The 13,285-nt window shown below is 31.2% G+C and carries 11 protein-coding genes and 1 pseudogene; 5 read left to right on the top strand and 7 right to left on the bottom strand.

The features are described from left to right. Positions 1-146: 146 nt before the first annotated feature. Positions 147-260, top strand: a pseudogene (locus tag B3W71_RS03600) (IS982 family transposase); the annotation flags it as partial. 198 nt (positions 261-458) lie between these two features. On the opposite strand, the gene B3W71_RS03595 reads toward B3W71_RS03600, so the two are convergent. The 5 genes from B3W71_RS03595 to B3W71_RS03575 form a co-directional block, all read right to left on the bottom strand. Further along, positions 459-2,144: a peptide ABC transporter substrate-binding protein gene (locus tag B3W71_RS03595; RefSeq protein ID WP_346887578.1), complete on the bottom strand. Its 1,686-nt coding sequence runs from the start codon at positions 2,142-2,144 to the stop codon at positions 459-461. 668 nt (positions 2,145-2,812) lie between these two features. After that, entirely contained in the window at positions 2,813-3,781 is a 969-nt protein-coding gene (locus B3W71_RS03590; RefSeq protein WP_346887577.1) for an ABC transporter ATP-binding protein, read from the bottom strand. A gap of 1 nt (position 3,782) precedes the next feature. Then, positions 3,783-4,805, bottom strand: a complete 1,023-nt coding sequence (locus B3W71_RS03585) for an ABC transporter ATP-binding protein (RefSeq protein WP_346887576.1) — start codon at positions 4,803-4,805, stop codon at positions 3,783-3,785. Between the two features lie 12 nt (positions 4,806-4,817). Further along, a complete protein-coding gene (locus B3W71_RS03580; RefSeq protein ID WP_346887575.1) occupies positions 4,818-5,738 on the bottom strand; it encodes an ABC transporter permease in 921 nt (306 codons plus the stop codon). An 11-nt stretch (positions 5,739-5,749) separates the two neighbouring features. Beyond that, the gene (locus tag B3W71_RS03575; RefSeq protein WP_346887574.1) at positions 5,750-6,682 is read right to left on the bottom strand and encodes an ABC transporter permease; all 933 of its coding nucleotides are present in this window, start codon (positions 6,680-6,682) and stop codon (positions 5,750-5,752) included. A 1,060-nt stretch (positions 6,683-7,742) separates the two neighbouring features. Here B3W71_RS03575 and B3W71_RS03570 point away from each other — a divergent pair. From B3W71_RS03570 to dapB, 3 genes are all read left to right on the top strand, one after another. Continuing rightward, positions 7,743-8,744 carry an aspartate-semialdehyde dehydrogenase gene (locus B3W71_RS03570; protein WP_346887573.1) on the top strand — a complete coding sequence of 334 codons (1,002 nt, stop codon included), beginning with the start codon at positions 7,743-7,745 and terminating at the stop codon, positions 8,742-8,744. Positions 8,745-8,920: 176 nt separating this feature from the next. After that, entirely contained in the window at positions 8,921-9,799 is an 879-nt protein-coding gene (dapA, locus tag B3W71_RS03565) for a 4-hydroxy-tetrahydrodipicolinate synthase (RefSeq protein WP_346887572.1), read from the top strand. Positions 9,800-9,811: 12 nt separating this feature from the next. Then, the gene (gene dapB, locus B3W71_RS03560) at positions 9,812-10,561 is read left to right on the top strand and encodes a 4-hydroxy-tetrahydrodipicolinate reductase (protein WP_346887571.1); all 750 of its coding nucleotides are present in this window, start codon (positions 9,812-9,814) and stop codon (positions 10,559-10,561) included. A 71-nt stretch (positions 10,562-10,632) separates the two neighbouring features. On the opposite strand, the gene B3W71_RS03555 is transcribed toward dapB, so the two are convergent. Together B3W71_RS03555 and B3W71_RS03550 are read right to left on the bottom strand one after the other, a co-directional pair. Further along, a complete protein-coding gene (locus B3W71_RS03555) occupies positions 10,633-11,787 on the bottom strand; it encodes a pyridoxal phosphate-dependent aminotransferase (protein ID WP_346887570.1) in 1,155 nt (384 codons plus the stop codon). A gap of 19 nt (positions 11,788-11,806) precedes the next feature. Further along, positions 11,807-12,346 (bottom strand): cob(I)yrinic acid a,c-diamide adenosyltransferase, encoded by a 540-nt coding sequence (locus tag B3W71_RS03550; RefSeq protein ID WP_346887569.1) that lies wholly within the window; start codon positions 12,344-12,346, stop codon positions 11,807-11,809. 210 nt (positions 12,347-12,556) lie between these two features. On the opposite strand from B3W71_RS03550, the gene dapD reads away from it, so the two are divergent. Then, positions 12,557-13,267, top strand: coding sequence for a 2,3,4,5-tetrahydropyridine-2,6-dicarboxylate N-acetyltransferase (gene dapD, locus B3W71_RS03545; RefSeq protein WP_346887568.1), 711 nt, complete (start codon positions 12,557-12,559; stop codon positions 13,265-13,267). Positions 13,268-13,285 lie beyond the last annotated feature (18 nt).

Below are 13,285 nucleotides of genomic sequence, written 5' to 3'. Positions count from 1 at the left end.
GCAATTCCCTTATAGATACAATTTTTTTAATCTAACTCGTTGTGTTAGTAAGTTAATTAGCATTATTTGCAAATAGAAAAGCCCTAGAATATCATGTTATTCTATAATTTAAAAAGACCAATTCATCCTTTAAACTGGAGGTTTCTTATGGAAAGTGTCCATCAAAGAAAGAGACATACTATTGTTTTAAACTGCACGCAACCATAGCTTTAGACGGCTTTATAACTAACTTTACTATTACTTCTACAGATACAGATGACTGCGTAGCAATTTGAGATTTAACAGTACATGCATCCTCCTTCGCTTGCCTTATAATAAAGCATAATGTAATAATCTATTATAAATAACACAAGATGGTATGAGTTTCAAGACTTTTCCCTATAAATATAATTCTAAATATAAAAATAATAAAAGAGTAAAGTTCAACACTTTACTCTTTTATCACTTTTATATTAATATTATTGTCTTCCTGAAGTGTAAGTATATTTTAAATCAACAGTTCCAAACATTGGAGCAGTATAATTTTTAACATACTTTCTTACATAAGTACTTTTATATCTCCAAACTTCTGGACTTATAACTCCATCTTCATATATTAAGATTCTTTCTGCCTCTTTAAATAAGTTAGTTCTTTCTTCTGGATCAGCAGTTTCTGATGCCTTAGTTAAAATTTCATCATATTTAGGATTTGACCAACCTGTTGGTACATTTTTAGTTCCAGTCATCCATAAATCAAGGTATGTGTTAGGATCGTTATAATCTCCAGACCAACCCGCACTAGCCACTTGATACTCCATATTATCAGTTTTAGTTTGGAACTGTGCCCATTCAACATAATCAATTTCTAAATTTATTCCAAGTCTTTCGTGATAAAGTTGTTGTTGGAATTCTGCCATTTCTTTAGCACGGGCATCTGTACCTGATTGTAAGTATTTAATATTTATAGTTGATGGATCTTCTCCAAGTCCTAATTCTTTCATTCCTTCTATTAACAAAGCCTTTGGATCTGGATTTTCAGCTATAAGATCTTTAACTGGAAGATCATTAGTCTTAGATCTATACTCTTCGCCACCTATTTTTACTTGTGGAGGTACGAAAGCTAATGCTGGCTCTGCAAGACCTCTCATCATAGTCTTAGCATTGTTTTCTCTATCTTGAGCTATTATAAACGCCTTTCTCACCTTAGCATTACTAAATAGTTTGTCATTTTGGTTAAAGTAAGTATAATTAGTTGCACCATCATACCCCTTTTTAACTTCAAATTGACCAGTTGAATTAAGTTTTTCTATCCACTCTGGTTTAGATACTGCAGCCGCATCTAATGAACCGTTATATATTTCATTCATTCTAGCATTTTCATCTTTTATGATTTTCATTGTAGCTTTTTCTAGTTTTACATTTCCAGCATCCCAATATTCAGGATTTTTTACTAATTCAATTTTGTTGCTATGAACCCATTCAGAAATTACAAATGGTCCTGAATATATCATAGTATTTGCTTCTGAACCATATCTGTCACCATGCTGTTCTACTATATCTTGTCTTTGTGGTTGCATTACTTTATAGTATGTTAAGTCAAGAAAGTATGGACATGGTGCTTTTAATGTAAATTCTAGCGTCTTATCATCTATAGCCTTAATTCCCAATTCTTCAGCTTTAGCTTCTCCAGAGTTGAACTCTCCAGCATTTTTGATTGGATACAGTAGAAATGCATATGGTGATGCAGTGTTTTGATCTAACGTTCTTGTAATACCATAAACAAAATCTTTTGCAGTTATTGCTTGTCCATCACTCCATTTAGCATCTCTTAACCTAAATGTCCAAACTGTTTTATCCTCTGAAGCTTCCCAACTTTCTGCCATACCTGGTTCAATCTTATCTTGTCCATTTTCATCTTGTGTAATTCTTGTTAATCCCTCTTGACAGTTAGCAAGAATTTGTGAGGAATATGAATCACTTGCTTTAGATTGATCAATTGTTTTTGGCTCTGATTGTAAAAGTATATTTAAATATTGGTCAGAATCTGCTTCTCCATTAGCCGCAGCACCTGTGTTATTTCCTTCACCTTTACCGCATCCAACTAATGCCACAGATGTTAACATAGATAATGCTAATAGTGATGCTAGCATTTTTTTACTTCTCATAAATAATCCCCCTTAAGTAATGTAGTTAGTCTAAAGATTATAAATCTTTCTTCTAAACTTAACTTATCTTTTTTCGTTACTCACTGCGCAAATTTCTACACATTTCCTCATAACTTTCGCTTGTAATTATAATACACCCTTTTATCGACACTGTCAATGTTTATTTTTCCGACTAAAGACACATTAATTATAATTTTATTCAATTATATGAATTATTTTCTCTATTTTTTATTTAAAATACCTGATTTTTCTATAAAGTATTACGTATATACGATTAGTTATTTTTTAACTTTCATTGGTATGTCTAAGTTGTAAAGTTTTATACTGTTTTTTGTCGTAATTTGTAGTTTTTTATAAAATAATCAGTTCATGAATTGATATGTATTAAATCATTCTTTTTTCTGTATTTTCTTTAAACTTTATTTGACCAAATCTAATATGGTTTTTTATTTCAAATAATCATATATTACCTTCTTTATACTATTATATAAATATGAAATAACTAATATGTACATGGTAATATAACTCAATTGTCAAATAAAGTTCGCCCAAACCTTTCTTCTGTTATGCTATATCCCATAAATATATTACTTAATATTTTTATCTTTTCACTTTTAAGATAAAAAAAGATAAGAGCAACAAATTACTCTTATCTTTTTCTATTTCAATTATAATATATGACATGCAGCAAAGTGATTTGGCTCAATTTCTCTAAATTCAGGATTTTTTTCACTACATATAGGTTTTGCATATCTACATCTTGGCGCAAATCTACAACCTGGTTTAGGATTTATTGGGCTGGGAACCTCTCCCTCTAATGGTATTCTCGCCTTTTTCTTAGTTGCATCAGGATCAGGAATCGGAATTGCTGATAATAATGCTTGAGTATAAGGATGTAAAGGCTTGTTATACAAATCTTCACTACTAGCAAGCTCTACCATAGTTCCTAAATACATAACTCCAACTCTATCAGATATATGTTTAACCATTGATAGGTCGTGAGCTATGAATAGATATGTTAATCCTAATTCATTTTGTAACTTTATTAATAGGTTAACAACTTGAGCTTGAATAGATACGTCTAGAGCAGAGATAGGCTCGTCACATACTATAAAGTCTGGTTCTATAGCAAGAGCTCTTGCTATTCCTATTCTTTGTCTTTGTCCACCTGAAAATTCGTGTGGAAATCTAGATGCATGTTCTTTATTTAATCCTACTAATTGTAGTAATTCATTTATTCTAGCTTGTCTTTCTGCACCTTTATGAAGGTTATGAATATCTATTCCTTCTCCAATAATGTCTCCAACAGTCATTCTTGGATTTAAGGATGCATAAGGGTCTTGAAATATTATTTGAGCTCTTCTAGTAAAATCTTTTGTCTGCTTCTTATTATATTTACTAATGTCATCTCCATCAAACAATATCTCACCATCGGTAGCCCCATAAAGTCCCATTACAGTTCTTCCACAGGTTGTTTTTCCACACCCAGATTCTCCAACAAGACCTAAAGTTTCACCTTTATATATGTTGAAACTAACATCATCTACAGCTTTTAATGTAGCATTTTTACCTACTTCAAAATACTTTTTAAGGTTCTTTACTTCAATTAAAACTTCTTTTTTATTTGTTTCAGCCATCTTATTCACCTCTTCTTAACGCTTCAGGAATTTCAACCTTAGGTGCCATTGGGTGTTTTAACCAACATGACACTTGGTGATCATTCACTACATTAGTAACTTCTGGCATCTCCTCTAAACATATTTGCATACAATATTCACATCTTGCAGCAAATGGACATCCAACTGGTGGTTTAATTAAGTCTGGCGGAGTACCATTTAAGGCATAAAGCGTATCTTTATTTTTTGTATCTAATCTTGGCACTGATTGAAGTAATGCCCAAGTATATGGATGTTGAGGGTTTGAGAATATCTCCTCCACAGTACCTCTTTCAATAATTTGGCCTGCATACATTACTTGAATTCTATCAGCAGTATCTGCAACTACCCCAAGATCGTGAGTGATAAGTATAACTGCAGTTCCTAATTTCTTTTGAAGATCTCCTATAAGCTCCATTATTTGAGCTTGAATAGTAACATCTAGAGCAGTAGTTGGTTCGTCTGCAATAAGTATTTTAGGGTTACATGCAAGAGCTATAGCTATCATCGCTCTTTGTCTCATACCACCTGAGAACTCGTGAGGATATTGATGAGCTCTCTTATCAGCATTTGGTATGTTAACAAGATCTAACATCCTTATTGCTTCATTCATTGCTTCAGCCTTATTCATCCCTCTATGGATTATTAAACTTTCAGCAATCTGTTTTCCAATTGTCATGGTAGGATTTAATGAAGTCATAGGATCTTGGAATATCATAGATATATCTGATCCTCTTAATTTTCTTAAATCCTTTTCGCTCATATCTAAAATATTCTTTCCATCAAAAATAATTTTAGAATCTTTTTTGATTTCTGCTGGCATTGGTTCTGGTAAAAGTCTCATTATAGCTTTTGATGTAACTGTTTTTCCACAACCTGATTCTCCAACTATAGCTAAAGTCTCACCCTTATCAAGATGAAAGTCTACACCTCTTACTGATTTTACTTCACCAGCATAGGTATGAAATGAAACTTGTAAATTCTCTACATCTAAAATTCTTTCCATTGCCTTCCCCTCCTATTGACGTAATTTAGGATCCAGTGCGTCTCTCAAACCATCACCTAATAAATTGAAAGATAACATCGTTAGCGAAATTGCTAAGGCAGGGAAAATTAATTGATAAGCATAGAACATTAAGTTCTGTTGTCCTGCTGATGCAAGAGCTCCCCAGCTTGTCATTGGTGATTGGATACCAATTCCTAAGAAACTTAAGAAAGCCTCAGCGAATATAAATCCTGGTATATCAAAAGTTATAGCAACAATCATAACACCTAAAGTGTTTGGTACCAAGTGTCTTGCTATTATTCTTGATGGATTTGCTCCTAGTGCTTTTGCTGCAAGTACATATTCTTGCTCTTTAATCTGTAAAAGTTGTCCTCTTACAAGTCTAGCCATATAACACCATCCTGTTATAGTCATAGCTATAATAAGAGGTGCCATACCACCACCATCCATAAGAACTCTGATAAGTATAACTAGTACTAGGTAAGGAATACTAACTAATATCTCAAGTATTCTCATCATGATATCATCAGCAATTCCACCAAGATATCCAGCAATACCGCCATAAATTGTTCCTACAACAGTATCTACAAGTGCTCCAACTAGACCGATAATGATAGAAATTCTACCACCTATCCAAACTCTAGCAAATAAGTCTCTACCTAATGTATCTGTTCCAAACCAATATGTTGAGTTTGGCTTTACATTTAACATATCATTATTTGTTGCTTGATATTCAAATTTACCAATCATAGGTCCTATTATTGTCATTAGTACGATTAATCCTAACAATACTAATGAAACCATAGCTACCTTATTCTTTTTAAGTCTTCTCCATGCATCTTGCCAGTAGGTCATACTAGGTCTAAGTATTCCCTCTGAATCTAAGTTATTACAACCTATAATCTGAAATTTTTCTTTTGAAAATTCTGCCATACTTATCCCTCCTAACGCTTACTACTTGATACTCTTATTCTTGGGTCAACTAATCCATAAATTATATCAACTAAGAATAACGAAACTATAAATAACGCTGATACAAATATTGATTGTCCCATTATCATAGTATAATCTCTATCTGTAACTGATGATACGAAGTATTGTCCAAGTCCTGGTATTGCAAATATACTTTCAACTACAAAAGATCCTGTAAATATATTAGCAATCTGTGGTCCAAGAAGGGTAATAGCCGGTAATATCGCGTTTCTTATAACATGTTTAAATACTAAACTAACGCTAGAAACTCCCTTAGCTTTAGCTGTTAGGATATAATCTTGTCCTATAACATCTAGACAGTTAGCTCTCATATACCTTGCATAAGTAGCTATAGAACCTAAACTTAATGCTATAGTAGGTAATATGGTATGTTTAAATTGCCCCCATCCAGTTGTTGGTAACAATCTTAATTGAACAGTAAAGAAAAATTGTAGTAGTGATGCTATAACAAAACTTGGTACTGATATACCAACTATAGCTATAAACATTACTAAATAATCTGGCCATTTTCCTCTTTTAAATGCAGCTACTATACCTAGCGTAATACCTATTGATACTCCAAGTATAAGCCCTTGTCCACCAATTCTTCCTGAAATAGGTGCGTGTTTCTTAATAGTGTCTGTAACACTTCTTCCTGGGTATGCTAATGATTGTCCTAAGTCTCCGTGTACAGCATTCTTAATAAATAATTTGTATTGAGTGAAAAGTGGCTGATCTAATCCGTATTTAGCATAGTAGTTTGCTCTGATTTGCTCCGGAAGTTTTCTTGCTGCCACTGAAAGTGGATCTCCAGGCATAGCATGGATAAGCATAAATGTTATTGATGATGCAATGAATAATGTCAATAGCATATATCCAAATCTTTTTAGAGTAAATTTTAACATCGTTCTCCCTCCATTTTAAGTAAAAGTATGCAATAAAATCCCCATCTACTGCATTTCCCCCAACATTAACCTTTTTCTACCTCAAGTGCAATGAGACATTATCAGAAATTACACCTCACCTATAGACTCCTATAAACGAAATGTAAATTTTCAGCGCATTTACAAGTTTATACATGATATCGTATACATAATTACTTATCCCATAAGATAAAGTGTTTTTATTTTATATCAAAAACCTTAGCACCTCATTATTTTCTTTTAGCCTCGCTTAACTTTTGAAATTTCATAAATTATTTCCCCTTACTAACACCTCCCACACTATTAATAAACCTAGTAAGGATCATTCTTTTAACTTTACTAAAATACATTTGGAATGTTACTATAAAACTTTTAAATCGATTTATTTAAATAATTTGTCCCTTTCAAATATTTTGATAATTCCCACAATAAGAAAGTCACAAGCTTTTAAATTATACCATTATGAAATTATTTCATAATATTAAAATCAATTATAATCATTTTATATTTACTATGTGGATATGAATTTTAGTAGTCTTAATTGTTAAAAGTATGAAAATAAAAATAATAATAAATTCATTTTTTATAATATTAACACATGATTCTGTGAGTTGTCAAACTATTTTAATCTGCCAATTACTCTTAAAATTACAAATTGCAACAAAATATCAGATAATAAATAAAATTCATATAGTTAACATTCCATTTACTTTCATAATTTTCTATAACTCTAACTACAAATTTTTTATTTTTTAATATAATTTTTTAATATATTTTAATATAGTTATTCATGTAGAAAGAACTTAATTTTATACTCTTCATATATACTTAACCTTTATCCTTTTCTTGAACCCCCTTAAACACTATATCTTAAACCACTATTTATATGAATCTCATTATACTTTTTTTTCTTTGTCCTTAACTCCTTGCAATGTATTTAAGCAATAATAAAATTTTATATATAAATTTCATAAAGTTATATAACTTTACCTCTTTAAGTTATATAATGTATTATAAATATAACTTAAATGAGGTGGTATTTTTGAAATACAATGTTGCTATAGTCGGTGCTACCGGAATGGTTGGAAGACAATTTATAAGTATTTTAGCTGAAAGAAACTTTCCAATAGATAATCTATATCTTTTCTCATCTGCTAGATCTGCTGGAAGTACTATATCTTTTGATGGCAAGGATATATTGGTAGAGGAACTTAAGAAAGAAAATATAATTAACAAAAAAATTCACATAGCTCTTTTTTCAGCTGGTGGAGATGTTAGCTTAGAATTTGCACCTATTTTTGCAGATCATGGTGCTGTGGTTATTGATAATAGTAGTGCATGGAGAATGGATCCTAAAGTTCCATTAGTAGTTCCCGAGGTAAATGGTGATGATATCAGATGGCATAATGGTATTATTGCTAATCCTAACTGTTCTACTATTCAAGCAATGGTTGCTCTTAAGCCTCTTGATTTAAAATATGGAATTAAAAGGGTTGTATACTCAACTTATCAAGCTGTTTCTGGTGCTGGAGTTCAAGGTTTTAATGACTTAAAGGATGGAGCATCTAAAGTCCCTCCTAAAAAGTTCCAATATCCAATAGCTTATAATGTAATACCACAAATTGATATCTTCTTAGATAATGGTTATACAAAGGAAGAAATGAAGATGATAAATGAAACTCATAAAATTCTTCATAATGACCAGATCAAAGTTACTGCTACTACAGTTAGAGTACCAGTATTCCATGGACATAGTGAAAGTATTAACGTAGAATTAGAAAAAAACTTTGAATTGAATGATATCTTCGATTTATTTAAAACTTTACCTGGCATTACTGTGATGGATGATATTAAAAATAATATTTATCCTATGCCTATAGATATAGAAGGTCATGATGATGTTTACATCGGAAGAATTAGACGTGATTTTAGTTTGGATAATGGACTTAATCTTTGGGTAGTAGCTGATAATATTAGAAAAGGAGCTGCTCTTAATGCAGTGCAAATTGCAGAAGCTTTTGTAAAAGAAGATTTAATAAAATAGAAACTTTTATACTAACTTATATAATATAAAACTTCTATCATATAATATGAATAGAATAACATTTTATATATTTTAGTAATTCATCTAAATTTCAATAATTTAAAATATATAAATATAAAGTTTTTATTATCTTATTACTGTGTTATTAAAAATATAAGGATTTAAGAGGTGTATTTATGAGTATTTTTAAAGGCTCTGGTGTTGCAATTGTAACTCCATTTAACAAAGATGGTGTAGACTTTCCTAAGTTAAAGGAATTAATCGAATGGCATATTGAAAATAAAACTGACGCTATTATAGTATGTGGTACAACTGGAGAAGCCTCTACTATGACTGAAGCTGAAAGAAAAGCAACTATAAAATTCACTGTAGATACAGTTAATAAAAGAATTCCTGTTATAGCTGGTACTGGTAGTAATAATACCCTGTCTTCAGTAGAGATGAGTAAATTTGCTGAATCTGTTGGAGTAGATGGACTTTTAGTAATTAATCCTTACTATAACAAAACTTCTGCAAAAGGATTAATTGCTCACTTTAAAACTATCGCTGAGGCTGTTAAAACTCCTATCGTAGTATATAATGTACCATCTAGAACTGGTATGAATATTTCACCAAAGGCTCTTCATGAACTTTGCCAGCTAGATAATATTGTAGCTGTAAAAGAAGCTAGTGGAAATATAAGCCAAATTGCAGAGATAAGATATTTATGTGGAGATAAGTTAGATATATATTCTGGAAATGATAATGAAATCCTGCCTACACTTGCTATTGGTGGACTTGGAATAATATCAGTTATCGCAAATATTGTACCTAAAGATGTTCATGATATATGTGAATTATTCTTTAATGGAGATATAAAAGCATCTCAAGACTTATTTTTAAAGACTATACCTTTAACTAATGCATGTTTCTGTGAAACAAACCCTATTCCTATAAAAACTGCTTTAAACCTTATGGGTAGAAACGTAGGAAATTTAAGACTTCCATTAGTTGATATGGACCCTAAGAACTTAGATACTTTAAAAGATGCTTTAAAAGATTACGACTTAATATAAAGGAGACTATACATGGTAAATATTTTATTAGTTGGATGTAACGGAAAAATGGGTAACATGATTTCAAAGGTTGCTTCTACTTCTGACACATTAAAAATTCAGGCTGGAGTAGATATGAATACAGAAACTAATTTTGATTACTCTATCTATGATTCTATAGATAAAGTAACAGAAAAAGTAGATGTAATTTTAGACTTTTCAAGACCTTCAAGTTTAGACGCTATATCAAAATACGCTTTAAATAATTCATTACCAGTAGTATTTTGTACTACTGGCTATACAGCAGAACAAATAGCTCATATTAAAGAATTACAAAATTCGATTCCAGTATTTTTCTCTGCTAATATGTCTATAGGCATTAATATAATAAACAATTTATTAAAATCTATTAGCAATAAGCTTTATATGGATTTCGATATTGAGATAATAGAAAAGCATCACAATCAAAAGGTAGATGCTCCAAGTGGTACTGCACTACTTCTTGCTAATACTATAAAAGATTCTATAGATGAAGAAACAACCTTCAACTATGGTAGAGAAGGTATTTCTAAAAGAGAACACAAAGAAATAGGAATTCATGCAATTCGTGGTGGAAATATTATAGGCGACCATGAAGTTATATTTGCAGGTATGGGTGAAGTAATCGAAATTAAACATTCTGCTATTTCAAGAGAAGTATTTGCTGTAGGAGCTTTAAAAGCCTGTGAATATGTTCACAATAAACCAAAAGGCTTATATTCTATGGATGATGTAGTTAAATAGCATATAAATAGAATAATATCTATTATAGAAATAAAAAATGGTGTGAAAATATAGACTTTCACACCATTTTTTTATTTACTATTTAACTTTAATTTATTTAACCATTCTTCCATGAAATCTAAAGCTAATTTTAAATCTTCCATGCTGTAACAATAAGAAATTCTTACATAGCCTTCTCCACCTTCTCCAAAGGCAGTTCCCGGTACTACAGCTACTTTAGTATCTTTAAGTAGTTTTTCACAAAACTCTTCACTACTAAATCCAAGTTTTTTTATAGATGGAAATATATAAAAGGCTCCTTCCGGTCTTACAACTTCAAGCCCCATAGAAATAAGTCTATCATATACATAGTCTCTTCTTAATTTTAAATTCGCTTTTATGTAATCTATATGATACATAGATTTTTTAAGCCCTTCTAAAGCTCCATATTGACCAATAGATGGGGCACAAGACACATTGTATTGATGAACCTTTATTATGTTCTTTAATATCCATTCTGGAGCACATACATAACCTGTTCTCATTCCTGTCATGGAAAACATCTTCGAAAATCCACCTATAAGTACTAGTTTATTTTTTAGTTCTTTATACTGTGATATGGAATTAAACTCGCCAAATATAATGGAACTATAGATTTCATCACTCATGATTAATATATCTTTATCTCTTAATATATTGAATAGCTCATCACATTGTTCTTTGGTCATAAGTCTACCTGTAGGATTTGATGGGTGAGATACTACCATCACCTTCGGGCATTCTTGCTCTACAACTCTCTTCAATTCTTCCATATCTATAGATAGATCTTCTTTAAGATTATAATTTATAACCTCTCCGCCAAGGATTTTAACACAATTTTCATAGGCAGGATATGCAATAGTCGGTATTAGAACTTTATCTCCATGATTTAATATTCCAGTAAAAGTTGATAATAACCCCTCACTTCCTCCTACGGTTACGCATATTTCTTCCTTAAAAAAATCTATATTTAAAGACTTTAGATACTTTGAAATTTCTTCTCTCAACTCTTCAATTCCAGCATTAGGAGTGTAGGTAGTTTTATCTTCATCTATGGACCTTTTTATAGCCTCTTTTATTTCCACAGGCATTTTAAAATCTGGCTCACCTAAAGTTAATGAGATTGCACCATCTATTTTAGCAACCTTATTATAAAACTTTCTTATCCCTGATATTTCTATGTTGTCTACACTACTTGACAATCTCATAATTTATACCCTATATTCCTTAGAATTCTATTCCTTTCCTTGCTGGAACACCTTCCTCAAAGTAGTGCTTAATATCTTTCATTTCAGTAACTAGGTTAGCTCTTTGCATTATTGACTCTGGTACATTTCTACCTGTCATTATAAGTTCCACATCATCTGGCTTTTTATCTATAAGCTCTATTAATTGCTCCTCTGTAATTAATCCATTAGATAAAGTTCCCATTATCTCATCCATTATTAGTATATCGCAGTTTCCTTCTTCCAATTGCTTTATACAAAACTTATACGCTTCTTGAATATCTTCTTTTAGCTCTAATTTTTCTTGATCATTTAATGTCCAGAAAAACCCTCTAGGTTTTTCAAATCTATGAATAGTAAAATATGGAGCCATAAGTTTAGCTGATTCTAATTCTCCTGTTACTCCACTTTTTAAAAATTGAACCATGCATACTCTAAATTTATTTCCTGCTGCTCTAGTAGCAAGCCCTACAGCTGCTGTAGTTTTTCCTTTTCCATTTCCAGTATATATTTGAATATATCCTTTGTTTAAGTTTCCCATGTTTTTACCTCCTAGGCCTATATTTTAATTTTATTATACCATTTACAAATAAAATGTTCCATTATATATGATTTTTATGATATAACTATATTAGTAAATTAAGTATATTAAGTATTATATTCAAAAATATCTTATTTATTTATAATTAATGTAGAGTTTTAGGATAATATATAAATGAATATATATTACTTGTCGAAAGGAGTTAGAGGTATGGAATATAATTTTACTGACCCATATGAAATTGCTAGATTTATAAAGGAATCAAGAAAATCAACCCCTGTCAAGGCTTATATTAAAGGTGATTTAAAAGATTGCAGCTTTGAAAATATAGACTGTTTTGGTGAAGGCAGCTTCTATGTTTTATTTGGTGACAGCTCTGATATAAATAAGTTTTTAGAAGAAAATAAAGGCAAAATACATAACTACAGAATTGAATCTGATAGAAGAAACTCTGCTATCCCTATGCTTGATACAAGAGGTATAAATGCTAGAATCGAGCCAGGTGCAATAATTCGTGATAGAGTTTCTATTGGAAATAATGCTGTTATTATGATGGGTGCTGTTATTAATATAGGTGCTGAAATCGGTGATGAAACCATGGTGGATATGAATGCTGTTGTAGGTGCTAGAGGAAAACTTGGTAAAGGGGTACACCTTGGAGCTGGGGCAGTGGTTGCTGGAGTTCTAGAACCACCAAGTAAGTCTCCATGTGAAATTGGTGATCATGTACTAATTGGAGCTAATGCAGTAATCTTAGAAGGGGTCAAGATAGGAAATCATTCAGTGGTAGCTGCTGGTGCTATAGTTACAGAAGATATCCCAGAAAATGTAGTTGTAGCTGGATCTCCTGCTAGAATAATTAAACATGTAGATGATAAAACTAAAAGTAAAACTGAAATCTTAGCTGATTTAAGAAAATAATAAGGCATCTGAAAATAA

The organism is Clostridium sp. UBA1056, from assembly GCA_002316385.1.
GTDB lineage: Bacteria > Bacillota > Clostridia > Clostridiales > Clostridiaceae > Clostridium_J.
Note: the sequence above shows the minus strand (reverse complement) of the source record. Positions and strands in the feature narration are given on the sequence as shown.